This window comes from Kineococcus sp. GCM10028916 (genome assembly GCF_042674865.1).
Classification (GTDB): domain Bacteria; phylum Actinomycetota; class Actinomycetes; order Actinomycetales; family Kineococcaceae; genus Kineococcus.
Genome location: NZ_JBHTFM010000013.1, coordinates 104,849 through 129,176, shown reverse-complemented (window position 1 = coordinate 129,176; position 24,328 = coordinate 104,849). Strand labels below are relative to the sequence as shown.

Genomic DNA, 24,328 nt, shown 5'->3' with positions numbered 1-24,328 from the left:
CGGGAACGTCACGGTGGAGCCGCTCCCAGCCGCTGCGAAGCGGCCGTCCCTGCTCCCCGCCGGCTCCGCCGGCCTCGTGGAAGGCCTTGTTGCCCATGGATACCGGTGACACCGCCTGGGTCCTCACGTCCGCGGCCCTCGTGCTGCTGATGACCCCCGGTCTCGCGCTCTTCTACGGCGGCATGGTCCGCGCGAAGAGCGTCCTGAACATGATGATGATGAGCTTCGGCGCCATGGCCCTGATCGGGGTCCTCTGGGTGCTCTACGGCTTCTCGATGGCCTTCGGCAACGACGTCGGCGGCGGCCTGCTCGGTGACCCGTTCGAGTACTTCGGCCTCAACGGCCTCCTCGGCGCCGACCACCTCGTCGGCACCCTGCCGGCCATGGCCTTCGTCGCCTTCCAGTCCGTCTTCGCCATCATCGCCGTCGCCCTGATCTCGGGGGCGATCGCCGACCGCGCCAAGTTCGGCGCCTGGATGGTCTTCGCCGGGGTCTGGGCCACGATCGTCTACTTCCCCGTCGCGCACTGGGTGTTCGCCTTCGACGACGTGGTCTCCGCCACCGGCGGCTGGATCGCGAGCCACGGGGTCATCGACTTCGCCGGTGGTACCGCCATCCACATCAACGCCGGTGCCGCGGGCCTGGCCCTCGCCATCGTCCTCGGCAAGCGCCGCGGGTTCGGTCGCGACCCGATGCGCCCGCACAACCTGCCCCTGGTCATGCTCGGCGCCGGTCTGCTGTGGTTCGGCTGGTTCGGCTTCAACGCCGGGTCGGCCACCGCCGCCAACGGCACCGCGGCGGTCGCGTGGGTCAACACCCTCGCCGCCACCTGCGCCGCCATCCTCGGCTGGCTGCTCACCGAGAAGGTCCGCGACGGCCACGCGACCTCCCTCGGTGGGGCCTCGGGTGCCGTCGCCGGCCTCGTCGCCATCACCCCCGCCTGCTCCGCGCTGAACCCGGTGACCTCGATCGTCGTCGGCGTCATCGCCGGTGCGCTGTGCGCCCTGGCGGTCGGCCTGAAGTTCAAGCTCGGCTTCGACGACTCCCTCGACGTCGTCGGCGTCCACCTCGTCGGTGGCCTCTGGGGCACGATCTCCATCGGCTTCTTCGCCACCGCCGACGCGCCCGCCGGGGTCGACGGCCTGCTCTACGGCGGCGGGGGTGGCCAGCTGTGGAAGCAGTTCTACGCCGCCGTCATCGTCATGGTCTTCTCCTTCGTCGTCACCTGGATCATCGGTACGGTCATCAACAAGACGATGGGCTTCCGCATCGACGAGGAGGACGAGGTCACGGGCATCGACACCGTCGTCCACGCCGAGTCCGCCTACGACTGGGGCACCCTCACCGCGGGAGGTGGCCGGGTCATCGGCTCGCCCTCCAGCCCCACCGACGCCCGCCACTCCTCCACCGGATCCTCGGAGGTCTCCGCATGAAGCTCCTGACCGCCATCATCAAGCCGCACAAGCTCGACGACGTGAAGGCCGCGTTGGAGTCCTACGGGATCCAGGGCCTCACGATCTCGGAGGCGTCCGGGTTCGGCCGCCAGCGGGGTCACACCGAGGTCTACCGCGGGGCCGAGTACACCGTCGACCTCGTGCCCAAGGTCCGCGTCGAGGTCCTCGTCGACGACGTCGACATCGCCGACATCGTCGAGGTCGTCGTCAAGAGCGCCCAGACCGGGCGCATCGGTGACGGCAAGGTCTGGACCCAGCACGTCGAGGACGTCGTGCGCGTGCGCACCGGCGAACACGGCCCCGACGCGCTCTGACCCCTGACCCAGCGGCACGGAGGAACCACCTGATGAACCCGTCTCGGGCAGGTCGGCGTTAGCGCCGACCTGCGCACCGAGCGACTCGCGCTGGCGGTGCGGGCGGGCAGACCCGGCCCGCACCGTCGCGCCGAGCTCGTCGAGCTCGTGGAGTCCCGGCTGCGCGACGTGTGGGCGGACGCCCTGGCCCCCCTGGCCCAGGACGCGCCCGAACTGCTCGACGACTCCTCCGGGGTCGCCCTGGCCTGCGTCGGTTCGCTGGCCCGGGGCGACTGCGGCCCCGCCAGCGACGTCGACCTCGTGCTGCTGCACGACGGTCGTCGCCTCCCGCGGGGCGACGTGGCCGCCCTCGCGGACCGCGTCTGGTACCCGCTGTGGGACCAGGGGCTGCGCCTGGACCACTCCGTGCGCACCGCCAAGGAGTGCCGCGAGGTCGCCGCCGCGGACCTCGCCGCCGGCACCGGACTGCTCGACCTGCGCGTCATCGCCGGCGACGGCGGACTCGTGGCCCGCACCCGCGGGCACCTGCTCGACGACTGGCGCGGCGGCGCCCGCCGGCGCCTGCCCCAGATCCTCGACGGCCTCGCCGAACGCGCCGCGCGCTTCGGCGAGCTGGCCTACCTCCTCGAGCCGGACCTCAAGGAGGCCCGCGGCGGTCTGCGCGACGCCATCACCCTGCGCGCGCTGGCCGCCAGCTGGCTCACCGACCGCCCGCACGGCGCGGTCGACGAGGCCCACACCGTCCTGCTCGACATCCGCGACGGACTGCAGACCTCCTCGGGTCGCCCCGGCGACCGGCTGATCCTGCCCGAGCAGGACGCCACCGCCGTCGTCTGCGGCTACGCCGACGCCGACCTGCTGCTGGCCGCCGTCGCGCAGGCCGCCCGGACCATCTCCGCGGCCGTCGACGTCACGACCCGCCGGGCCCGCCAGTCCATGCCGACCCGCCGCTTCCGGGCCACCGGCCGACGTCCCCGGCTGCGTTCGCTGGGCCACGGACTCGTCGAGCACGACGGCGAGGTCGTCCTCGGCGCGGGGGTCAGCCCCGCCGACGACGCCGTCCTGCCGCTGCGCGCCGCCGCGACCGCCGTCCGCGTCGGGCTGCCGCTGTCCCCGGTGACGCTGGAGCACCTCGTCACCACCTGCCCGCCGCTGCCCGTCCCGTGGCCGGCCTCGGCCCGGGAGGCGATGCTCGAACTGCTCGCCGCCGGTTCCGCGCAGGTGCCGGTGTGGGAGTCGCTCGACATGGTCGGGCTCGTCGAGGCGTGGATCCCGCAGTGGACGGCGATCCGCAACCGCCCGCAGCGCAACGCCGTCCACCGCTGGACCGTCGACCGCCACCTCATCGAGACCGCCGTCGCGGCCCAGCCCTTCCTGCGCGAGGTCGAGCGACCCGACCTGCTGCTGCTCGCGGCGCTCACCCACGACCTCGGCAAGCTGCCCGGGGTCCAGGACCACTCCCGCCGCGGCGCGCCGCTGGCCCGGGCCGTCGCCGAACGCGTCGGGCTCGACGCCGAGGACGCCTCGGTCGTCGAGCGGCTCGTCGCCGAGCACCTCACGCTCGTCGACCTCTCCACCCGACGCGACCCCGACGACCCGCAGACCGTCGCGGCCCTCGTGGCCGCCGTCGACGGCAAGGCCGAGACCCTCAAGCTGCTGCGGGCGCTCACCGAGGCCGACGCGCGGGCCGCGGGGCCCGCGGCCTGGTCGCCGTGGCGGGCCCGCCTCGTCGACGACCTCGTCGCCCGCGCCCGCAAGAGCCTCTCGGGGGAGGAGGCGCCCGGTCCGGCGCCCTTCGACGAGGCCGAGCAGGCGCTCGCCGCCGCCGTCGCGCGCGACGGGGAGACCCGGGTCACCGTGCGCGAGGTCGACGGGTTCTTCGTCGTCACCGTCGTCACCCCGGACCGGACGGGGGTCTTCGCCGACCTCGCCGGCCTGCTCGCCGGGCACCGCTTCCTCGTCCGCTCGGCGCTCGTGCGGACGCTGGAGGGCGTGGCCGTGGACTCCTGGTGGGTGGAGTCGCCCAGCGGCGACCCGCCGTCGGCGGTCCTGCTGCGCCAGAGCCTGGACCGGATCGTCGGCGGGGACGTCACGCTCCTGGACCGGCTCGCCGCCCGCGACGCGCAGACCCCGAAACCGGCCGGCGGGGTGCGCTCGCTCGTCGCGCACCCGCGGATCGTGATCCTCCCCGGGGCCTCCGAACGGGCCACGGTGCTGGAGATCCGGGCCGCGGACCGGCCCGGACTGCTGCACGCCCTCGGGCGGGCGCTGGCGGGGGAGCAGATCGACATCCGTTCCGCCCACGTCGCGACCTACGCCGCGCAGGCCGTCGACGTGCTCTACCTGGCCGAGGCCTCCGGTGAACGGCTCTCGCCGCCGCGGGTGGCCATCGCGATCCGGGCGCTGTCCGACGCGGCGGAGGTCCCGGGCTAGATCCGCCCGTTAGGCTGTGGGCGTGTTCGCCACGCTCTCCGACCGTCTCACCGCCACGTTCAAGTCGCTGCGCGGCAAGGGGCGCCTCACCGAGGCCGACGTCGACGCGACCGTGCGGGAGATCCGCCGGGCGCTGCTCGACGCCGACGTCGCGCTGCCCGTCGTGCGGGAGTTCACCTCCCGCATCCGCGAACGCGCCCTCGGCCTGGAGGTGCAGCAGAACCTCAACCCGGCCCAGCAGGTCGTCAAGATCGTCAACGAGGAGCTCATCGCCATCCTCGGCGGCGAGACGCGCCGGCTGCGGTTCTCCAAGAACCCGCCCACCGTGATCATGCTCGCGGGGCTGCAGGGCGCGGGGAAGACGACGCTGGCCGGCAAGCTCGGCCGCTACCTCAAGCAGAACGGCAACCGCCCGCTGCTCGTGGCCTGCGACCTGCAGCGCCCCAACGCCGTCAACCAGCTGCAGATCACCGGTGAGCGCGCGGGCGTCGACGTCTTCGCGCCCGAACCCGGCAACGGCGTCGGCGACCCGGTCTCGGTGGCCCGCCAGGGGCTCGAGCACGCGAACCACCACCACTACGACGTGGTCGTCGTCGACACCGCGGGCCGCACCGGTGTGGACGCCGAGATGATGCAGCAGGCCATCGACATCCGGGCCGCGGTCAACCCCGACGAGGTCCTCTTCGTCCTCGACGCGATGGTCGGCCAGGACGCCGTCGCCACCGCCGAGGCGTTCCGCGACGGGGTCGGCTTCGACGGGGTCGTGCTCACCAAGCTCGACGGTGACGCCCGCGGTGGTGCCGCGCTGTCGGTGCGTCAGGTCACCGGCCAGCCCGTCATGTTCGCCTCCACCGGCGAGAAGCTCGACGACTTCGAGATGTTCCACCCCGACCGGATGGCCTCGCGCATCCTGGACATGGGCGACGTCCTCAGCCTCATCGAGCAGGCCGAGAAGGCCTTCGACGCCGACCAGGCGCAGGCGATGGCGGCCAAGTTCGCCGCCGACGAGGACTTCACCCTCGACGACTTCCTCCAGCAGCTCAACGCGGTCCGCAACATGGGGTCGCTGAAGAAGATGCTCGGGATGCTGCCGGGGATGGCGCAGATGCGTCAGCAGCTCGACGCCTTCGACGAGCGCGAGTTCGACCGCATCGAGGCCATGGTGCGCTCGATGACCCCGCTGGAACGACGTCAGCCGAAGATCATGAACGGTTCGCGTCGCGCCCGCGTGGCCGCCGGGTGCGGGCAGACGACCTCCTCGGTCAACGACATGCTCGAACGGTTCGGCCAGGCGCAGAAGATGATGCGCTCGCTGCGCAACGGCATGGCCGGCGGGACGGGCATCCCCGGGATGCCGGGCATGGGTGGCGGTGGCGCCTCCAAGAAGCAGAAGGCCCGCGTCGCCGCGGCCAAGGGCAAGAAGGGCAAGAGCGGCAACCCCGCCAAGCGCGCCCAGCAGGAGCAGGAGGCCGCCACCAAGGCGGTCAGCGCGCCCGGGTCCGCGTTCGGGACGCCGGACCCGGAGAAGGGTTTCGACCCCGCCGACCTGAACCTGCCGAAGGGGTTCGACAAGTACCTCGGCCAGTGACCCTCCACCTCACCGGGCCGATCCTGATCGGCCCGGACGAGGTGGTCGGACAGGCCTGGGTCGTAGGCGGCCGGCTGACCTTCTCGAAGCCCTCCGGGGTCACGACGACCGTCCGCGGGTGGGTCCTCCCCGGGATGGTCGACGCGCACTGCCACGTCGGGATCGGGCCGCACGGGCAGGTTCCCGACGAGGTCAGCGAAGCCCAGGCCCTCGCCGACCGGGCCGTCGGCGCGCTGCTGCTGCGCGACGCCGGCTCGGCGTCGGAGACCCGCTGGATCGACGACCGCGAGGACCTGCCGCGCATCGTCCGCGCCGGCCGGCACCTGGCCCGCACCCGCCGCTACCTGCGCGGGCTGGCCCACGAGATCGAACCCGAAGACCTCGTCGAGCACGTGCGGGTCGAGGCCCGGCGCGGCGACGGCTGGGTCAAGCTCGTCGGGGACTGGATCGACCGTTCCACGGGTGACCTCGCGCCCTGCTGGCCGGCCGACGTGCTGGCCGCGGGGGTCGCCGCCGCCCACGCGCTGGGTGCTCGGGTCACGGTCCACCAGTTCGGTGAGGACGGCGTCGAGGACCTGCTCGACGCGGGGGTCGACGGGATCGAGCACGGGACGGGGCTCCCGCCGGACCTCCTGGCCCGGGTCGCGGCCGCCGGGGTGGCCGTGGTGCCGACGTTGGTGAACATCGCGACGTTCCCCGGGATCGCCGACCGCGGGGCCGAGAAGTTCCCCCGCTACGCGGCCCACGTGCGCGCGCTGCACGCCCGGCGCCACGACAACGTCGCCGCACTGCACGAGGCGGGGGTGCCGCTCTTCGCCGGGACCGACGCGGGCAGCGTCCTGCCGCACGGGCTGATCGTCGACGAACTGCACGAACTCGTCGCGGCCGGGTTGTCGCGGACCGCGGCGCTGGACGCGGCGACGTGGTCGGCGCGTTCCTGGCTCGGGCACGACTCCCTCGTCGAGGGCGCGAGCGCCGATCTCCTGGTGCTGGAGGGGGACCCGCGGGCCGACCTCGGGGTGCTGCGCCGACCGCGGGTCGTGCTGCGCGGTCGGCTCGTCGCCTGACCTCTGGCACAATGGCGGTGCACTCGTTCGTCCAGGGACCCTCTCACCCGGGACCTACGCGTCCATGAGTTGCACCGCTCGGCGTCCCCACACCGAGGGGTTCCGCTCAACACACCAGAACCGGGAGACACCCCACACCGTGGCTGTCAAGATTCGCCTCAAGCGCATGGGCCAGATCCGCGCGCCGTTCTACCGCGTCGTCATCGCCGACTCGCGCAACAAGCGCGACGGTCGCTCGATCGAGGAGATCGGGCTGTACAACCCGATGACCGACCCCTCGACCATCGAGATCAAGTCCGAGCGCGTCCAGTACTGGCTCAGCGTCGGCGCCCAGCCGACCGAGCAGGTCGCGGCGCTGCTCAAGGTCACCGGTGACTGGCAGAAGTTCAAGGGCCTGCCGGGCGCCGAGGGCACCTACCGCGTCCCGACCCCGAACACGAAGCCCCCGCGCATCCCCGGCGGCGGCACCGCGAAGGTCGTCGAGACCCCGGCCGAGGCGCCCGCCGCCGCTGCCGAGACCCCGGCCGAAGAGTCCTGAGCCCGTGCTCGCGGACGCTCTCGAGCACCTGGTGCGCGGCATCGTCGGGCACCCGGACGACGTGAAGGTGACGTCGAAGACGTTGTCTCGCGGTGCGTTGCTCGAAGTTCGCGTGCACCCCGACGACCTCGGCCGGGTCATCGGCCGGGCCGGTCGAACGGCCAAGGCCCTGCGCACCGTCATCGGTGCGCTGGCCGGCGGCAAGCCGGTCCGCGTCGACCTCGTCGACGTGGACAAGCGCTGAGCTGAGCACCACCCGCAGCGCCGGGGTCGCCTTGGGCGACCCCGGCGCTGCTGCTTTCCCCCCGAGCCTCCCTACGAGTCAGGAGCAGACGTGGAGTACGTCGTCGCCCGCATCGGGCGACCGCACGGTGTCCGCGGTGAGGTGACCGTCGAGGTCCGCACCGACGACCCGGACACCCGGTTCGCGCCCGGTGCGGTCCTGCGCACGGACCCCGACCGCGGGCCGCTGACGGTCGAGACCGCGCGCTGGCACAACGGCACCCTGCTGCTGACCTTCGCCGAGGTCGAGGGCCGGACCGGGTCGGAGGGTCTGCGCAACACCCGTCTCGTCGTCGACCTCGAGGACGAGGCCGACCCCGAGGACGACGCCTGGTACCCCCACCAGCTGCAGGGTCTCGCCGCGGTGACCATGACCGGCACCCCGCTGGGCACGGTCAAGGACCTGCTCACCGGCGGTGCGCAGGACGTCCTCGTCGTCACCGGGACCGACGGCCGCGACGTCCTGGTCCCCTTCGTCACCGCGCTCGTCCCCAAGGTCGACGTGAAGCGCGGCAAGGTCCTGCTGTCCCCGCCGGGCGGGTTGTTCGTCGAGCTCCCGGGGGAGCCCGAGGAGTGAGGCTCGACGTCGTCACGATCTTCGGGGAGTACCTGCAGCCGCTGCAGCTGTCCCTCATCGGCAAGGCGCAGGCGGAGGGTCTGCTCGACGTCCGGGTCCACGACCTGCGCGAGCACACCCACGACCGGCACCGCACCGTCGACGCACCGCCCTACGGCGGCGGCGCCGGTCTGCTGATGAAGCCCGAGCCGTGGGGCGAGGCGCTCGACGCGATCCTCGCCGACCCGCCGGAGGGCGCCGACCCACGCGGACCCGTCCTCGTCGTCCCCTCACCGGTGGGGGAGGTGTTCAGCCAGCGCGCGGCCGTCGAGCTCGCCGCCGAGCCGTGGCTCGTCTTCGCCTGCGGCCGCTACGAGGGCATCGACGCGCGGGTCGTGGAGCACTACGGCACCCGCATCCGGGTGCGCGAGGTCTCCCTGGGCGACTACGTCCTCAACGGTGGCGAGGTCGCCGTCCTGGCGATCACCGAGGCCGTGGCCCGGCTGCTGCCCGGGGTCATCGGCAACGCCGCCAGCCTGACCGAGGAGAGCCACGCCCCCGAGCACGACGGGCTGCTGGAGCACCCCGCCTACACCAAACCCGCCTCGTGGCGGGGGCTTGACGTGCCGGCGGTCCTGGCGGGCGGCAACCACGGCGCGGTCGACCGCTGGCGACGCGATCAGGCCCTGCGCCGCACCGCGACCCGCCGTCCCGACGTGCTGGCCCGCCTCGACCCCGCGCGCTGCGACCGGCGCGACCTCGCCGTCCTCGCCGAGCTCGGCTGGACCCCCGGCGAGCACGGATTCCAGGTCGAGCCCGCCGCTGTGGCAGACTGGGCCGACACCAACGAGCCGTGACGGCCGGTGACTGCTGCCCTCGGGCAGTGGAGGGTGCGCCTGCCACAGGGGGCGAGCCCCGCCGGAGCACCCGTCACGGGACCAGATGCCTGTAGCGATGACCTGTGGCGTCACCAGGGGAAGTGAGTACCACCATGAACCTGCTCGACAACGTCGACGCGGCCAGCCTGCGCACCGACGTCCCGGACTTCCGCGCCGGCGACACCCTCAACGTCCACGTCAAGGTCGTCGAGGGCAACCGCTCCCGCGTCCAGGTCTTCAAGGGCATCGTCATCCGTCGCACCGGCGGCGGCATCCGTGAGGCCTTCACCGTCCGCAAGGTCAGCTTCGGCGTCGGCGTGGAGCGCACGTTCCCGCTGCACACCCCGATCATCGACAAGATCGAGGTCGTGACCCGCGGTGACGTGAAGCGCGCCAAGCTCTACTACCTGCGCGACCTGCGCGGCAAGGCCGCCAAGATCAAGGAACGTCGCGAGCCCCGCGGCTGACCTCAGCAGCAAGCACCCGAGCCGGGTCCCGCTCTCGCGGGGCCCGGCTCGTGTCGTTCGGGGCGGGGCCCCGTCACGGCTGACTACAATCGCCCAGCCGCCTCGCTGACCCCTGCGACCCGCGGTGACGACCCCGCCAGGCAGGAGTTCCGTGACGACCACCCAGCCGCCCCAGACGAGCGGGCGGCAGCGCTCCCGGGGAGGTCGGGCCGTCCTCGTGCTGGCCATCGCCCTGCTGCTCGTCCTGCTGGTGCGCACGTTCCTGGTGCAGACGTTCTCGATCCCCTCCGACTCGATGCGGTCCACCCTGGAACCGGGGGAACGGGTCCTGGTCTGGCGCGTCGACGCGGCGGACGTCCAGCGCGGTGACGTCGTCGTCTTCGACGGCACCGGGACCTTCAACGACGCGCCGTCGGACCCCGAGGGCCTGGCCGCCGTCGGCGCGGCCGCCGCGGGGCTGCTCGGGTTCCGGCCCGGGGAGTCCGACTACGTCAAACGCGTCATCGGGCTGCCGGGGGACCGCATCACCTGTTGCGACGCGCAGGGCCGGCTGCTGGTCAACGGTGTCCCGCTCGAGGAGCCGTACCTCTACCCGGGGGACGCGCCCAGCGAGCTCCCCTTCGACATCGAGGTCCCCGAGGGCAGGCTGTGGTTGATGGGTGACCACCGCAGCGACTCCGTCGACTCCCGCTCGCACCTCGGCTCGCCCGGCGGCGGGACGGTCTCCGTCGACGACGTCATCGGGCGCGTGGTCGCGGTCACCTGGCCGTTCGGCTCCCTCGGCACGGTCGAGCGGGTGAGCGGCCGGTGACCGGGGAACGCGACGCCGAGGAGGGGACGACGAGGTCCGTGCGGACCCCGCCGCGGCGTTCCGCGGTCGGTGGGGTGCTCGCCGCGGTCAAGGAGGTCGTCCTGGTCGTGGCGGTGGCCCTCGTGGTCTCCCTCGTCGTCAAGACCTTCCTGCTGCAGGCCTTCTTCATCCCCTCGCAGTCGATGGAGACGACCCTCGACATCGGCGACCGGGTCATCGTCAGCAAGCTGACCCCGGGGCCCTTCGACCTGCACCGCGGTGACGTCGTGGTCTTCGCCGACCCCGGCGGCTGGCTGAGCGAGACGGCCCCCACCCCGCGCGGGCCGGTCGGCACCGCCGTCGCGAAGGCCCTGACGTTCGTCGGCCTGCTCCCCGAGGAGTCCGACGACCACCTCATCAAGCGGGTCGTCGGCCTGCCCGGGGACCGCGTGGTGTGCGCCCCCGACGGCACCGTCACGGTCAACGGGACCGCGGTCGAGGAGCCGTACGTGTCCTCGACGTCGCCGCTGGAGACCACGTGCGACGTCACCGTGCCCGCCGGTGACCTGTGGGTGATGGGGGACAACCGCGCCGAGTCGGCCGACTCCCGCTACAACCAGGACAAGCCCTACGACGGCTTCGTGCCGATCGACCTCGTCGTCGGCCGCGCCTACGCCGTCGTCTGGCCCCTCTCGCACTGGACGTGGCTCTCCACCCCGTCAGACTTCGACCAGGTCAGCGGCGAGCGGGGCACGACGTGAGCCCCACCGCGCCCCGGCCGCGCCGACCGTCGTCCTCGGTCCCGCCGTCGCTGCGCCTGGAGCGTCAGTTCCTGCGCGAGGGGCGCACGCTCGTCGCCGGGATGGACGAGGTGGGCCGCGGTTCGCTGGCCGGGCCGGTCAGCGTCGGAGTGCTCGTGGTCGACGCGCAGACGCGCACCGCACCCACCGGGCTGCGCGACTCCAAGCTGCTCAGCCCCGCCGTCCGCGAGGTCCTGGCCCCCAAGGTCGCCCGCTGGGCGGTCGCCTCGGCCGTCGGGCACGCCGAGCCGGACGAGATCGACGCCATCGGCATCATCGCCGCCCTGCGCCTCGCCGGGCGCCGCGCGCTGGCCCAGCTGCCGGTGCTGCCGGACCTGGTGATCCTCGACGGCAACCACGACTGGCTGAGCGACCCCCGCGACCCGTCGCTCTTCGACGAGCTCGAAGGCCCGTCCACGCTGCTGCCCTGCGCGGCGCCACCCGTGACCACCCGCATCAAGGCCGATGTGTCGTGCGCGGCCGTGGCCGGGGCCAGCGTCCTGGCCAAGACGACCCGGGACGCGATGATGACCGCGCGCCACGAGGACTTCCCGCACTACGGCTGGGCCGGCAACAAGGGCTACAGCGCACCGGACCACCTCGAGGCGCTCGTCGTCCACGGCAGCTGCGAGCAGCACCGCCGGAGCTGGCGCCTGCCCGGTCTCGGGGCCGTCGTGCCCGCGCAGGCCGACGCGCAGGACGCGCTCTCGGACCTCACCTCCGACACCACGCTGTCGCGGAAGGCATGATGGTCCCGTGAGCGCCGAGGACCTCGAGAACTACGAGACCGAGATGGAGCTTCAGCTCTACCGCGAGTACCGGGACGTCGTGTCGCTCTTCTCCTACGTGGTCGAGACCGAACGTCGCTTCTACCTCGCGAACTCGGTCGACCTGCAGGTGCGGACGGCCGACGGCGAGACGTACTTCGAGGTCACCCTGCACGACGCGTGGGTGTGGGACGTCTACCGTCCGGCCCGGTTCGTGCGCGACGTGCGGGTGGTGACGTTCAAGGACGTCAACGTCGAGGAGCTGCAGAAGCGCGACATCGAGGTGCCGGACACCCCGGAGCTGCGCGACCGCTGAGGCGCGGGACCGCCCATCCGCGCGGTGGATGGTCCGATCCGTAACACTTCTGCCGCCCGTGCCGATGGACCGGTGGGACGCGCTCCGCTGCCGGGGGGTCGTCGGGGCGCGTCCCAGCTCCCGACGCGACGGTCGCCGACGTCGCCGTCTCCACAGGACGCCCCGCGCCGACGTTGTCCACACCGTCGTCCTGCCCGGCCCACGCCCGCCCTCCCCGGCACGCACCCTTCTCGCCGGAGGTGGTGCACGTGCGCGCGAAGGACGCCGTGGGGCAGTACGGGGAACGGGTGGCCGCCCGGCGGTTGACCGAGGCCGGGATGACGGTCCTCGAGAGCAACTGGCGGTGCCGGCTCGGCGAGATCGACCTGGTGGCGCGGGACGGGGACTGCCTCGTCGTGTGCGAGGTCAAGACCCGCCGCAGCGAGAGCGCCGGCACGGCCCTGGAGGCCGTCACCCCCGACAAGGTCGCCCGCCTGCGCGGCCTCCTCGGGGAGTGGCTCAAGGCCCACCCCGGCGTCCACCCGGGGCAGGTGCGCCTCGACGTCGTCGCGGTCACCCTGCCGCCGCGGGGACCGGCCCGGGTCCAGCACGTCCGCGGGGTGTCCTGATGGCCCTCGCGCGCTCCCTCGCCGTGGGCCTGGTCGGCCTCGACGGCCACCTCGTCGAGGTCGAGGCCGACATCTCCACCGGGCTGCCGGCCTTCGTGCTCGTGGGGTTGCCCGACGCGTCGCTGCACGAGGCCAAGGACCGCGTCCGCGCGGCCGCGGCGAACTCCGGGTTCCCGCTGCCCCAGCAACGGATCACCGTCAACCTCTCACCGGCGACGCTGCCCAAGACCGGCAGCGGGTTCGACCTCGCCGTCGCGGTGGCCACGCTCACCGCGGCCGGGGTCCTGCCGTCGGAACCCTCCGCAGAGGTCGTCCACCTCGGGGAACTCGGCCTGGACGGCAGCGTCCGCGCCGTCGACGGCGTGCTGCCCGCGGTGCTCGCCGCCGCCCGCGCCGGGGTCAGGCGCGTCGTCGTCCCCGAGGCCACGGCCGAGGAGGCCGCCCTCGTCCCCGGGATCAGCGTCCGCGGGGTCCGGTGGCTGGCCGAACTCGTCGCCGACTACCGCGGCGACCCGGCCCTGGAACTCCCGGACGCGCCGCGGGCGTTCACGCCTCCCGCACCGCGACGTCCCGGGGGCGTCCTCGACCTCGCCGACGTCGTCGGCCAGCCCGAGGCGCGGTTCGGGCTGGAGGTCGCCGCGGCCGGCGCTCACCACCTGCTGATGAACGGTCCCCCGGGAGCGGGCAAGACGATGCTCGCGGCCCGTCTTCCGGGGCTGCTGCCCGACCTCGACGAGGAGGCCGCCCTCGAGGTCACCGCCGTGCACTCCGTCGCCGGCACCCTGCGTGGTCGGGCCGGGACGGCGCTCATCACCCGCCCGCCCTACGAGGACCCCCACCACACGGCGTCGGTGGCCTCCGTCGTCGGCGGCGGCAGCGGGATCCCGCGGCCCGGTGCGGTGTCCCGCGCCCACCGCGGGGTCCTCTTCCTCGACGAGGCCCCGGAGTTCGAGGCCCGCGTCCTCGACGCCCTGCGCCAGCCGCTGGAGCAGGGCGAGCTCGTCCTGCACCGCACCCGCGGTGCCGCCCGCTACCCCGCCCGGTTCCAGCTCGTGCTGGCGGCCAACCCCTGTCCCTGCGGGCGCAGCACCGGCAAGGGCCTGGACTGCACGTGCAGCTCACAGGCCCGCCGCCGCTACGCCGCGAAGCTCTCCGGCCCGCTGCTGGACCGCGTCGACGTGCAGCTGCAGGTGCAGGCCGTCACCCGGGCCGAGGTGGCCGACGCCCGCCCCGGGGAGTCCAGTGCCGTCGTCGCCGCCCGGGTCGCCGCCGCGCGCGCCGTCCAGGCGGAGCGGTTGCGCCGTCACGACGTCGCCACCAACGGCGAACTGCGCGGCCCGCTGCTGCGGGGCCCCCTGCGGCTGCCCCCCGCCGTGACCTCCGACCTCGACCGCGCCCTGGACCGCGGAGTCCTCACCCTGCGCGGGGTCGACCGTGTGCTGCGCGTCGCGTGGACCGTCGCGGACCTGCGCGGGGCCGACGCACCCGACCGCGACGACGTCGGACGCGCTCTCGCCCTGCGCGGGACCCTGATCGTCGGAGCGGGCGCGTGAACCGCCGTCCCGGTCCGGGGCAGGACGCCCTCCCGGCGACGGGTCGCGTGCCCAGCGTCCTGCGGGCCGCCCTGGCGGACGAACGCCTCGCCCGCGCCACCTGGAGCCGCCTCGCCGAACCGGGTGACGCGGCCGCCGCCCACCTCGTCGCCGAGGTCGGCGCCGTCACCGCGCTCGAGGCCGTGCTCACCGGACGCGGACCCGACCGCTGGCGCACCCGGCTGCCCGACGTCGACCCCGCCTCCGACCTCGCCACCGTCCGCGCGGCCGGTGGACGGCTGCTCGTCCCCGGTGACGACGAGTGGCCGCAACGCCTCGCCGACCTCGACCACGACGGAACCGGCGAACGACCCCTCGGTGCACCGTTCTGCCTGTGGGTCCGCGGACCTGCGCACCTGCGCGAGGTCACCGCCCGCAGCGCCGCCCTCGTCGGCGCCCGCGCCGCCACCGCCTACGGCCAGCACGTCACCTCCGAACTCGCCGCGGGGGTGTCCGACCGGGGTTTCGCCGTCGTCAGCGGCGGAGCGTTCGGGATCGACGCCGCGGCCCACCGGGCGGCGCTCGCGGTCGACGGCGTCAGCGTGGCGGTGCTGGCCTGCGGGGTGGACCGCAGCTACCCGCTGGGCAACGCCGCGTTGCTGGCGCGTCTCGCCGAACGCGGTGCCCTCGTCAGCGAGGTCCCGCCGGGTTCCACCCCGACGCGCTGGCGGTTCCTGGAACGCAACCGGCTGATCGCGGCGCTCACCAGCGGGACGGTCGTGGTCGAGGCCGCGTGGCGTTCCGGCGCGCTCTCGACGGCGGACCGGGCCGAGCGCCTGATGCGACCCGTCGGGGCCGTCCCGGGGCCGGTGACCTCGCCCGCGTCGGCGGGCTGCCACCGGTTGCTGCGCGAGCGCGGGGCGGTCTGCGTCACCAGCGCGGACGAGGTCGCGGAACTCCTCGGCGAGCTCGGCCGGGAGGAGGTGGCCGTGCCGAGCGTCGAGCGACGGGCCTTCGACGGCCTGGACCGCGAGGAGCTCCGGGTCGCGGAGTGCCTGCCGCGCCGGGGGAGCCACGGCCTGGAGCGGTTGGCGCGCGAGGCGGGCCTCGACCTGCCGCTCGTCCAGTCCGTCCTCGGCCGGCTCGAGCTCTCCGGGGTCGCGGTGCGGGACGCCGACGGCTGGCGTTCGGGGGTGGCGGGGTGAAAACCCCTGGGAACCCCGGAGCGCGGCGGGTACCGTCGATCCTCGTGCCTGGCGCGGGAACCGTTGCCGCGCAGGCTCATCACCGGACGAGGAGTGGAGAGGAACCGTCGTGGAACGGCTGAACGGCAAACTGGTGAACTGGGCGTCGATCCTGGAGGAGAAGACGCGCCGGCAGGCCGAGACCGCCTCCACGATGCCCTTCGTGTTCCCGCACATCGCGCTCATGCCCGACGCCCACCTCGGCAAGGGGGCGACCGTCGGCTCGGTCATCCCCACGGACGGGGCGATCATCCCGGCGGCCGTCGGGGTGGACATCGGCTGCGGGATGATCGCGGTCCGCACCCAGTTCCACGCCGACGACCTCGCGGGCCGGGACCTCTCGGTGCTGCGCGAGGCGATCGAGGGCAGCGTCCCGCTCTCGGCCGGGGCCGCGAACCGCGACGTCTCGGCGACCGCCCGCCCGCGGGTCGCCGAGCTCGAGGCGCTGCATTCCGACCGCGCGGAGTTCCGGGAGTCGCTGGCCCCCCGGTGGCGGACGGCGCTGGGCACGCTGGGCTCGGGGAACCACTTCATCGAGGTGTCGCTCGACGAGACCGACGCCGTCTGGCTGTTCCTGCACTCCGGGTCCCGCGGTCCGGGGAACAAGCTGGCGACCCACCACATCGCCGTCGCCCAGCGGCTGTGCGCGCAGTGGTTCATCGAACTGCCCGACCGTGACCTCGCCTACCTCGTCGAGGGGACCCCGGAGTTCGACGACTACATCGCGGACCTGCGCTGGGCGCAGCAGTTCGCCCTGCTCAACCGCGAGGAGATGATGGACCGGGTCGCGGCCCGCCTCTCCGACTTCCTCGGGGAGGCGGTCGTGGAGCAGGAACGGATCAACTGCCACCACAACTACACCGAGCGGGAACGGCACTTCGGCCGTGAGGTCTGGCTCTCCCGCAAGGGGGCGATCCGGGCCGACGCGGGACGACCGGGACTGGTGCCGGGATCGATGGGCACCGCGAGCTACGTCGTGGTGGGCAAGGGCGACCGGCTCTCGCTGGACTCCTCCCCGCACGGCGCGGGGCGGGAGTTCAGCCGGTCGGCGGCCCGGCGGAGGTTCACCCACGAGGAGCTGCGGGAGGCGATGAAGGGCATCGAGTACCGCGACACCGACGCCTTCCTGGACGAGATCCCGGCCGCCTACAAGGACATCGACCGGGTCATGGCCGACGCCGCAGACCTCGTGGAGGTGCGTCACACGCTGCGTCAGGTGGTGAACGTCAAGGGGGACTGAGTCCCCCGACGCGGCCGGCGCGCGTGGCGTGGTTGCACGGATCGGCCGGACGGGTGACGGTGCAGGGGTGTCACCCGTCCGCTCCGAGAGCCCCCAGCAGCTGCTCGACGCCTTCGCGGCCCACCTGCGGGCGGAGCGCAACGCGTCGGCGAACACCGTGCGGGCCTACTGCTCCGACGTGCGGGACCTGCTGCAGCTGACCGTGCCGGTCGACGACGACGGGACCCTCGACCTGACGGTGCTGGGCCTGGCGGACCTGCGGGCGTGGCTGGCGGGGGCCGCCGAGGACCACGCGCGGTCGACGCTGGCCCGGCGGTCGGCGGCGGCGCGGACGTTCACGGCCTGGGCGCACCGATCGGGTCGCCTGCCGGGGGACCCGGGTCTGCGGTTGCAGGCGCCCGAGCGGGCCCAGCACCTGCCCCGGGTGCTCGGCGCGAGCCAGGTGGCGGGAGTCCTGGACGCGGCGGCTGCCGCGGCGCACGACGCTGCGCCGCAGCGGGATCCGTTGGTGCTGCGGGACAGCGCGTTGCTCGAGCTGCTGTACGCGACGGGCTGTCGGGTCGCGGAGGTGGTGGGCCTGGACACGGACGACGTCGACCTGGGGGAGCACACGGCCCGCGTGCTGGGCAAGGGCGACCGCGAGCGGGTCGTCCCGTTCGGGGTACCGGCGCGGGACGCGGTGCGCAGGTGGCTGGAGGAGGGGCGGCCGGGCCTGGCGGGACCGGAGTCCGATGCGGCCGTCTTCCTCGGGCGCCGGGGCCGGCGGGTGGACCAGCGTCAGGTGCGGGCCGTGGTGAACCGGGCGACGGCGGCGTTGCCGGGGCCTTCGGCGATCTCTCCGCACGGTCTGCGGCACGCGGCGGCGACGCACGTGCTGGACGGAGGAGCTGACCTTCGTAGCGTACAGGAGTTGCTCGGTCACGCTACGCTGTCAACGACGCAGATCTACACGCACGTCTCCGTGGACCGCTTGCGGAGATCGCACCGTCAGGCCCACCCCCGGGCCTGACCGTCCGGGGGAGGACCACGGTGGACTCAGGAGCGGGCCGCGAGCGTGCCACCACGCAGGAGACGGACCACAGCACCGGTTCCGACCTGCGCGTGGTCGAGGATGGACAGGAGCGCACCATCGACACCGTCGGAACGACCGAGGCCGACCAGAAGACCAACCGGGCCGTGGAGGCCGCCGCGGACGCCGCGGCCGGCAACGGGGCGCCGGTCGACGAGAACCGCCCGGCCGGTCGGCCGCAGGCCAACGCGCGCTTCACCTCCCGCAAGGGTCCGCAGACCCCCGAGCAGGAGCAGGCCGAAGCGGCGCTGCGGGCCATGTGGGAGGAGTTCAAGTCGGGCGCCGATCCTGCGGTCCGCGAACGGCTGATCATGCACTACTCACCGCTGGTGAAGTACGTCGCCGGTCGCGTCGGGGTGGGGCTGCCGCCCAACATCGAGCAGGCCGACCTCGTCTCCTACGGCATCTTCGGGCTCATCGACGCCATCGAGAAGTTCGACATCGAGCGCGCCATCAAGTTCGAGACCTACGCGATCTCCCGCATCCGTGGCGCGATCATCGACGAGCTGCGCGCGATCGACTGGATCCCGCGCTCGGTGCGCAGCAAGGCCCGTGAGGTCGAACGCACCTACGCCTCCCTCGAGGGTGAGCTGCACCGCACCCCGACCGAGGTCGAGGTGGCGGAACGGATGGGGATCGCCCTCAGCGACCTGCACCACATCTTCAGCCAGGTGTCCTACGTCAACGTCGTGGCCCTGGACGAACTCCTCAGCGTCTCGGGGGAGAAGGGCGACAAGCTCTCCCTCGTCGACACCCTCGAGGACACCAAGGCCGAGGACCCGGTGCAGTCCTTCGAGAAGGAGGAGACCAAGTTCCTCCTCTCGCGGGCGATCAACCAGCTGCCCGAGCGCGAGAAGATCGTCGTCACCCTCTACTACTACGAGGGCCTCACCCTGGCCGAGATCGGTCGCGTCCTCGGGGTCACGGAGTCCCGCATCTGCCAGATGCACACCAAGGCCGTCCTGCAGCTGCGAGGCAAGCTCTCCGACGCGGAGTAGCCCACGGCCGCAGCTCACGGCCGACCCAGCGGCAGCAGGACGGGCGCGGCGGCCCGCAACCGGCCCAGCGGGTCCAGGTAGCGGTCGCCGTCGCGCAGGCCGAGGTGCAGGCAGTCGGTCGCGCAGTGCGCCGGCCCCGACAGCGTCCCCAGCGGCTGACCGGCCCTGACGCCGTCCCCGCTCGACACCAGCGGGGCGAGGGGTTCGTAGGTCGTCCGCAGTCCGTCGGCGTGCAGCACCACCACGACCTCGCGGCCGGCCACCGGCCCGGCGAAGGTGACCGTCCCGCCCTCGACGGCGGCGACCGGCTGGCCGGGGGACGCGGCGAGGTCGACCCCGCGATGACCCGCCTCGTAGCGACCGACGTGCTCGAACTCCCGCAGCACCCGCGGCGGCTCCACCGGCCAGACCCAGGACCCGACGACCGCGAGCGTCGCCGGCGGGGACGCCGGCGCGGGGACGGTGGTCGCCACCACCCCGGCCACCCCCACCGCCGAGGCGAACGCGACGAGACCGGTCGGGACGGCGGAGGGCAGCACCGGGACAGCCTCACCCGCCGAGCACCCCGTCGAGCGCCCCGGCGGACCGGCCGGGCGTGGTCTGTGGACGGCGCGACCCTGTGCACGGGTCGTCGTCACCGTCGCCCGGCGCACTCCACGCACGTCGTGGTCCACGGCCGGGCCGCGAGCCGTTCCGGGGCGATCGCCCGACCGCAGACCGCGCAGGTGCCGAACCCCGGGTCCCCGACCCGTGCGAGTGCGTCGTCGAGGGCGTCGAGGCGCTCGCGCACCTGCTGCAGCACGGCCGCGACCTGAGCCCGCTCGAACGCCGTCGTCGAGCCCTCGGGGTCGTGCTCGTCGTCGGCCGTGCCCTCGGCGGCCGCCTCCAGCGCACTGGCGAGTTCGCGCTCCAGCCCGGCCGCCCGCACCGCGGCGTCGGCCCGTTCCGCCAGCAGCGTCTCGCGCAGGCTCACCGCGAGCGCAGGGCCTGCAGCCGGTCGCAGGCCTCCTCCAGCACCGCGTCGGACTTGCAGAACGTGAACCGGACCAGCGGCTCGACGGCTTGCGCGGCAACGCTCCCCGGTTCGCAGAACGCCGACACGGGGACCCCCACGACCCCGGCCAGGTGGGGGAGTTCGCGGCACAGCGCGGTGCCGTCGGAGTGGCCGAGGGGTCGCGGGTCGGCGACGACGAAGTACGTCCCGGCCGGGACGGACACCGCGAACCCGGCCGAGCGCAGCCCCGCGACGAGCAGGTCGCGTCGCCGTTGCAGGTCGCCGGCGAGCTCGGAGTAGAAGGAGTCCGGCAGCGCCAGCGCCGCCGCGACCGCCGGCTGGAACGGGCCGGCGTTGACGTAGGTGAGGAACTGCTTGACGGTGCGGACCGCGGCGACCAGCGGCGCCGGGCCGCTGACCCAGCCGACCTTCCAGCCCGTCACGGAGAACGTCTTCCCCGCCGAGGACACCGTCAGCGTCCGATCGGCCATCCCCGGCAGGGTCGCCACGGGGACGTGGGCGCGGCCGTCGAAGACCAGGTGCTCGTACACCTCGTCGGTCACGACGACGGCGTCGAACTCGACGGCCAGGGCGGCGACGGCCGCGACCTCCTCGGCGGAGAGCACCGCCCCGGTCGGGTTGTGCGGGGTGTTCAGCAGGACGACCCTCGTGCGCTCGGAGAACGCCGACCGCAGCCCGTCGCGGTCGAGGACGAACCCGTCGGGGCCGGGGAGGAGGGGCACCGAGCGCTGCACGGCCCCGGCGAGGGCGATGACGGCGGCGTAGGAGTCGTAGGTCGGTTCGAGCACCACGACCTCGTCGCCGGGTTCGCACAGCGCCAGCAGGCTCGCGGCGACCGCCTCGGTGGCCCCGGCGGTGACCAGGACCTCCGTCGTGGGGTCGAGGGGGAGCCCGTAGAAGCGGTGCTGGTGCTCGGCGACCGCCTCGAGCAGCGCGGGGACGCCGATGCCCGGCGGGTACTGGTTGTGGCCCGAGCGGATCGCGGTGACGGCGTCGTCGAGGATCGAGGCGGGGCCGTCGGAGTCGGGGAAGCCCTGCCCCAGGTTGACCGCCCCGGTGCGCACCGCGAGCGCGGACATCTCGGCGAAGATCGTCGGCCCGAAACGTCGCATGCGGGAGACCACGGGACTCCCCGCCGGAGTCGTCGCGGGAGTCGTCGTGGGGGCCGGGGAGGGCGCCGACGCGCCGCGGTCGAGACCAGTGCTCACGCGTCGTAGACTACGGGGGCACCCGGTACGCGCTCCGTGGCAGCGGAGTCCTCGGACTCCCGACCTCGGAGCTGCGTCCAGGGTGACATCGCGTCCCCGCTCCCTGCTCCGACGCAGGGGGGAAGCACCCTTTCGGTCCACCCGGTCCACCGGGTGGTGGGGTGCGCCACGAGGACCAGGCGCGGCGAGCCGACCGGCACGCTGCGGAAGAACCGATCGGCCCCGAGCGGGGCCGACACGAGGAGGACCACCCATGGCCGTCGTGACGATGCGCCAGCTGCTCGAGTCCGGTGTGCACTTCGGACACCAGACCCGCCGCTGGAACCCCAAGATGAAGCGCTTCCTCTTCACGGAGCGCAACGGCATCTACATCATCGACCTGCAGCAGTCGCTGTCGTTCATCGACCGCGCCTACGACTTCGTGAAGGAGACCGTCGCCCACGGCGGTTCCATCCTCTTCATCGGCACCAAGAAGCAGGCTCAGGAGTCCATCGCGGAGCAGGCCGCCCGCGTGGGCATGCCCTTCGTGAACCAGCGTTGGCTCGGCGGGATGCTGACCAACTTCCAGACCGTCTCCAAGCGGATCGCGCGCATGCGTGAGCTCGAAGAGGTCGACTTCGACGACGTGGCCGCCTCCGGCCTCACGAAGAAGGAACTGCTGGTCCTGAGCCGCGAGTACGCCAAGCTGACCAAGACCCTCGGCGGCATCCGCGACATGACCAAGGTCCCCTCCGCGGTGTGGATCGTCGACACCAACAAGGAGCACCTCGCCGTCGACGAGGCGAAGAAGCTGAACATCCCCGTCGTCGCGATCCTCGACTCCAACTGCGACCCCGACGACGTCGACTACCGCATCCCTGGCAACGACGACGCGATCCGCTCCGTCACGCTGCTGACCCGCGTCATCGCCGACGCCGTCGCCGCGGGCCTCCAGGTCCGCCACGGTGGCAAGTCGGAGTCCGACACCGAGCCGCTCGCGGCCTGGGAGCAGGACCTGCTCGCAGGCAGCGAGGGTGAGCAGTCCGGTGGCTCCGAGTCCACGGCCACCGCCGAGGCCTCCACCGCGCCGGAGGCCGCCGAGGCCGAAGCCGCCGAGGGCCAGCCGGCCGAGGTCGCTGCCGAAGCGCCCGAGGTCGACGCTGCCCCCGGGACCGACGCTGCCCCCGAGGCCGACGCTGCGGCCGAGCCCGCCGAAGCCGCTGCCCAGGCCTGAGGCCCGCAGCACCTGACACAGGACGCCTGTGGTGACGCCCCGGGCCGTGAGGCCCGGGGCGTCCGCGCGTCCGCTCCACCCGAGAACCCCGATGGACGACGAGAGGAACGACCGTGGCTGCGTACACCGCCGCTGACGTCAAGGCGCTGCGCGAGAAGACCGGCGCGGGCATGCTCGACTGCAAGAACGCGCTCGTGGAGTCCGAGGGCGACGTCGAGAAGGCCATCGAGCTGCTCCGCATCAAGGGCCAGAAGGGCGTCGCCAAGCGCGAGGACCGCGACGCCTCCAACGGTCTGGTCGTCGTGCACACCGAGACCGGTCTCGGCGTCATGGTCCAGCTCAACTGCGAGACGGACTTCGTCGCCAAGAGCGCCGGCTTCGTCGCCCTCGCCCAGCAGGTGCTCGACCAGGCCGTGGCCGTCAAGGCCACCGACGCCGAGTCGCTGCTGGCCTCGGAGCTGGACGGCAAGAGCGTGCAGGTGGTCCTCGACGAGGCCAACGCGACGATGGGCGAGAAGATCGTCCTGGCCCGCGTGGCCCGCGTGGAGGGCACGCACGTCTCCGCCTACCTGCACCGCACGGCGAGCGACCTGCCGCCGACGATCGGTGTGCTCGTGGCCCTCGACGGGGCCAACGAGGAGGTCGGCAAGGACGTGGCGATGCACGCCGCGGCCATGAGCCCGGTCTACCTCACCCGCGACGAGGTCCCGGCCGAGAAGGTCGAGAGCGAGCGCCGCATCGCCGAGGAGACCTCGCGGGCGGAGAACAAGCCCGAGGCCGCCCTGCCGAAGATCATCGAGGGTCGCGTGAACAGCTTCTTCAAGGACAACGTCCTGCTGGAGCAGCCGTTCGCGAAGGACCCGAAGACGACGATCACCAAGCTGCTGGCCGCGGCGGGCGTGAACGTCACGTCGTTCGCGCGCTTCCGCGCCGGCGCCTGAGCACCACCGCAGTGACGTGGACGGGGCGGGGAGCCCGACGAGAGTCGGGTCTCCCCGCCCCGTTCGCGCGTCCGGGCGTCCCGTCCGGACCAGTGGCGGGTCACTGAGCGTGACCCGCGCACCTCGTCTGGGGCAGACTGCCCCGACACCGCCGACCGACCCCTGCACCCCCCGAGGAGCCACCGCGTGAGCGAGCCGAGCCTGACCGTCGACCTCGAAGCCGGCACCGTGCAACCGCGCCCGGCCTACCGACGGGTGCTCCTCAAGCTCTCGGGCGAGTTCTTCGGCAACGGTCAGGTCGGTGTCGACCCCGACGTCATCTCCGAGGTGGCCCGCGAGATCGCCGGGCCCGTCAAGCAGGGGGTGCAGGTCGCCATCGTCGTCGGCGGCGGCAACTTCTTCCGCGGTGCGGAGCTGTCCCAGCGCGGGATGGAACGCAGCCGCGCCGACTACATGGGCATGCTCGGCACCGTGATGAACGCCCTGGCCCTGCAGGACTTCCTCGAGCAGCAGGACGTCTCCACGCGCGTCCAGACGGCCATCACGATGGGTCAGGTCGCCGAGCCGTACATCCCGCGGCGCGCGATCCGGCACATGGAGAAGGGTCGCGTCGTGATCTTCGGCGCCGGCGCCGGCATGCCGTACTTCTCCACCGACACCGTCGCCGCCCAACGGGCGCTGGAGGTCCGCGCCGACGTGGTCCTCATGGCGAAGAACGGTGTCGACGGCGTCTACACGGGCGACCCGCGCACCGACCCGCACGCCACCAAGATCGACACGATCAGCTACGCCGAGGCGATGCGGAAGAACCTGCGCGTCATCGACCAGACGGCCTTCAGCCTCTGCATGGACAACCGCCTCCCGATGATGGTCTTCGGGATGGAGGGCCAGGGCGTGGCTCGGGCACTCCGGGGTGAGAGGATCGGCACGCAGGTGATCGCCGACTGAGCCCACCGCGCGGATCGACGGCACCACAGGCGGACAGCACGCGCCGGACGCAGGACGAAAGG

The 24,328-nt window shown here is 73.3% G+C and carries 26 protein-coding genes; 23 read left to right on the top strand and 3 right to left on the bottom strand.

Annotated elements, in window-relative coordinates:
• The first annotated feature begins 95 nt into the window (after positions 1–95).
• The 20 genes from ACFQ46_RS12045 to whiG all read left to right on the top strand — a co-directional run bounded on the left by ACFQ46_RS12045 (position 96) and on the right by whiG (position 18,941).
• Complete coding sequence (locus ACFQ46_RS12045) at positions 96–1,433, top strand: ammonium transporter (protein WP_380259718.1); 1,338 nt, start codon at positions 96–98, stop codon at positions 1,431–1,433.
• Positions 1,430–1,768 carry a P-II family nitrogen regulator gene (locus ACFQ46_RS12040; protein ID WP_328292074.1) on the top strand — a complete coding sequence of 113 codons (339 nt, stop codon included), beginning with the start codon at positions 1,430–1,432 and terminating at the stop codon, positions 1,766–1,768. Before ACFQ46_RS12045 ends, ACFQ46_RS12040 begins: the two co-directional genes overlap by 4 nt.
• 69 nt (positions 1,769–1,837) lie before the next feature.
• Complete coding sequence (locus ACFQ46_RS12035; protein WP_380259830.1) at positions 1,838–4,201, top strand: [protein-PII] uridylyltransferase; 2,364 nt, start codon at positions 1,838–1,840, stop codon at positions 4,199–4,201.
• Positions 4,202–4,223: 22 nt separating this feature from the next.
• Positions 4,224–5,789 (top strand): signal recognition particle protein, encoded by a 1,566-nt coding sequence (ffh, locus tag ACFQ46_RS12030; protein WP_380259717.1) that lies wholly within the window; start codon positions 4,224–4,226, stop codon positions 5,787–5,789.
• Positions 5,786–6,856, top strand: coding sequence for an amidohydrolase family protein (locus ACFQ46_RS12025; protein ID WP_380259716.1), 1,071 nt, complete (start codon positions 5,786–5,788; stop codon positions 6,854–6,856). Before ffh ends, ACFQ46_RS12025 begins: the two co-directional genes overlap by 4 nt.
• Positions 6,857–6,995: 139 nt before the next feature.
• The gene (gene rpsP / locus ACFQ46_RS12020) at positions 6,996–7,394 is read left to right on the top strand and encodes a 30S ribosomal protein S16 (protein WP_328292071.1); all 399 of its coding nucleotides are present in this window, start codon (positions 6,996–6,998) and stop codon (positions 7,392–7,394) included.
• Positions 7,395–7,398: 4 nt separating this feature from the next.
• Positions 7,399–7,638 carry an RNA-binding protein gene (locus ACFQ46_RS12015; RefSeq protein WP_328292070.1) on the top strand — a complete coding sequence of 80 codons (240 nt, stop codon included), beginning with the start codon at positions 7,399–7,401 and terminating at the stop codon, positions 7,636–7,638.
• Between the two features lie 90 nt (positions 7,639–7,728).
• Entirely contained in the window at positions 7,729–8,253 is a 525-nt protein-coding gene (gene rimM, locus ACFQ46_RS12010; protein ID WP_380259715.1) for a ribosome maturation factor RimM, read from the top strand.
• Positions 8,250–9,089 (top strand): tRNA (guanosine(37)-N1)-methyltransferase TrmD, encoded by an 840-nt coding sequence (gene trmD, locus ACFQ46_RS12005; protein ID WP_380259714.1) that lies wholly within the window; start codon positions 8,250–8,252, stop codon positions 9,087–9,089. Before rimM ends, trmD begins: the two co-directional genes overlap by 4 nt.
• A gap of 134 nt (positions 9,090–9,223) precedes the next feature.
• Complete coding sequence (gene rplS / locus ACFQ46_RS12000; protein WP_011981971.1) at positions 9,224–9,577, top strand: 50S ribosomal protein L19; 354 nt, start codon at positions 9,224–9,226, stop codon at positions 9,575–9,577.
• Between the two features lie 151 nt (positions 9,578–9,728).
• A complete protein-coding gene (gene lepB, locus ACFQ46_RS11995; RefSeq protein WP_380259713.1) occupies positions 9,729–10,388 on the top strand; it encodes a signal peptidase I in 660 nt (219 codons plus the stop codon).
• Positions 10,385–11,128: a signal peptidase I gene (lepB, locus tag ACFQ46_RS11990; protein WP_380259712.1), complete on the top strand. Its 744-nt coding sequence runs from the start codon at positions 10,385–10,387 to the stop codon at positions 11,126–11,128. The genes lepB (ACFQ46_RS11995) and lepB (ACFQ46_RS11990) overlap by 4 nt, the downstream gene beginning before the upstream one ends.
• Positions 11,125–11,916, top strand: a complete 792-nt coding sequence (locus tag ACFQ46_RS11985; RefSeq protein WP_380259711.1) for a ribonuclease HII — start codon at positions 11,125–11,127, stop codon at positions 11,914–11,916. Before lepB (ACFQ46_RS11990) ends, ACFQ46_RS11985 begins: the two co-directional genes overlap by 4 nt.
• Positions 11,917–11,923: 7 nt before the next feature.
• Complete coding sequence (locus ACFQ46_RS11980; RefSeq protein ID WP_011981967.1) at positions 11,924–12,250, top strand: DUF2469 domain-containing protein; 327 nt, start codon at positions 11,924–11,926, stop codon at positions 12,248–12,250.
• Positions 12,251–12,498: 248 nt separating this feature from the next.
• The gene (locus tag ACFQ46_RS11975; protein WP_380259710.1) at positions 12,499–12,858 is read left to right on the top strand and encodes a YraN family protein; all 360 of its coding nucleotides are present in this window, start codon (positions 12,499–12,501) and stop codon (positions 12,856–12,858) included.
• Positions 12,858–14,411 (top strand): YifB family Mg chelatase-like AAA ATPase, encoded by a 1,554-nt coding sequence (locus ACFQ46_RS11970; RefSeq protein WP_380259709.1) that lies wholly within the window; start codon positions 12,858–12,860, stop codon positions 14,409–14,411. Before ACFQ46_RS11975 ends, ACFQ46_RS11970 begins: the two co-directional genes overlap by 1 nt.
• A complete protein-coding gene (gene dprA / locus ACFQ46_RS11965; protein WP_380259708.1) occupies positions 14,408–15,595 on the top strand; it encodes a DNA-processing protein DprA in 1,188 nt (395 codons plus the stop codon). The genes ACFQ46_RS11970 and dprA overlap by 4 nt, the downstream gene beginning before the upstream one ends.
• Positions 15,596–15,704: 109 nt before the next feature.
• Positions 15,705–16,874, top strand: a complete 1,170-nt coding sequence (locus ACFQ46_RS11960; protein WP_380259707.1) for an RtcB family protein — start codon at positions 15,705–15,707, stop codon at positions 16,872–16,874.
• Between the two features lie 67 nt (positions 16,875–16,941).
• On the top strand, positions 16,942–17,883 hold the full coding sequence (locus ACFQ46_RS11955; protein WP_380259706.1) for a tyrosine recombinase XerC: 942 nt from the start codon (positions 16,942–16,944) through the stop codon (positions 17,881–17,883).
• A gap of 20 nt (positions 17,884–17,903) precedes the next feature.
• The gene (gene whiG / locus ACFQ46_RS11950; RefSeq protein ID WP_380259705.1) at positions 17,904–18,941 is read left to right on the top strand and encodes an RNA polymerase sigma factor WhiG; all 1,038 of its coding nucleotides are present in this window, start codon (positions 17,904–17,906) and stop codon (positions 18,939–18,941) included.
• A 14-nt stretch (positions 18,942–18,955) separates the two neighbouring features.
• Here the strand turns inward: whiG and ACFQ46_RS11945 are convergent, their stop codons facing one another.
• The 3 genes from ACFQ46_RS11945 to ACFQ46_RS11935 form a co-directional block, all read right to left on the bottom strand.
• On the bottom strand, positions 18,956–19,480 hold the full coding sequence (locus ACFQ46_RS11945; protein WP_380259704.1) for a murein hydrolase activator EnvC family protein: 525 nt from the start codon (positions 19,478–19,480) through the stop codon (positions 18,956–18,958).
• Between the two features lie 95 nt (positions 19,481–19,575).
• Positions 19,576–19,914 (bottom strand): TraR/DksA family transcriptional regulator, encoded by a 339-nt coding sequence (locus tag ACFQ46_RS11940; protein ID WP_380259703.1) that lies wholly within the window; start codon positions 19,912–19,914, stop codon positions 19,576–19,578.
• The gene (locus tag ACFQ46_RS11935) at positions 19,911–21,164 is read right to left on the bottom strand and encodes a pyridoxal phosphate-dependent aminotransferase (protein WP_380259702.1); all 1,254 of its coding nucleotides are present in this window, start codon (positions 21,162–21,164) and stop codon (positions 19,911–19,913) included. The genes ACFQ46_RS11940 and ACFQ46_RS11935 overlap by 4 nt, the downstream gene beginning before the upstream one ends.
• A gap of 253 nt (positions 21,165–21,417) precedes the next feature.
• Between ACFQ46_RS11935 and rpsB the strand changes: the two genes are divergently transcribed.
• The 3 genes from rpsB (at position 21,418) to pyrH (ending at position 24,266) form a co-directional block, all read left to right on the top strand.
• A complete protein-coding gene (gene rpsB, locus ACFQ46_RS11930) occupies positions 21,418–22,377 on the top strand; it encodes a 30S ribosomal protein S2 (protein ID WP_380259701.1) in 960 nt (319 codons plus the stop codon).
• Between the two features lie 113 nt (positions 22,378–22,490).
• Entirely contained in the window at positions 22,491–23,318 is an 828-nt protein-coding gene (tsf, locus tag ACFQ46_RS11925) for a translation elongation factor Ts (RefSeq protein WP_328292054.1), read from the top strand.
• Positions 23,319–23,504: 186 nt separating this feature from the next.
• The gene (gene pyrH, locus ACFQ46_RS11920) at positions 23,505–24,266 is read left to right on the top strand and encodes a UMP kinase (protein ID WP_380259700.1); all 762 of its coding nucleotides are present in this window, start codon (positions 23,505–23,507) and stop codon (positions 24,264–24,266) included.
• Positions 24,267–24,328: the final 62 nt, after the last annotated feature.

What these genes read in the sequence shown, in the direction of transcription:
- ACFQ46_RS11970 (WP_380259709.1), top strand. Translation starts at nt 12,858, where the DNA reads ATGGCCCTCGCGCGCTCCCTCGCCGTGGGCCTGGTCGGCCTCGACGGC.
- ACFQ46_RS12040 (WP_328292074.1), top strand. Translation starts at nt 1,430, where the DNA reads ATGAAGCTCCTGACCGCCATCATCAAGCCGCACAAGCTCGACGACGTG.
- rplS (WP_011981971.1), top strand. Translation starts at nt 9,224, where the DNA reads ATGAACCTGCTCGACAACGTCGACGCGGCCAGCCTGCGCACCGACGTC.
- ACFQ46_RS12045 (WP_380259718.1), top strand. Translation starts at nt 96, where the DNA reads ATGGATACCGGTGACACCGCCTGGGTCCTCACGTCCGCGGCCCTCGTG.
- rpsB (WP_380259701.1), top strand. Translation starts at nt 21,418, where the DNA reads ATGGCCGTCGTGACGATGCGCCAGCTGCTCGAGTCCGGTGTGCACTTC.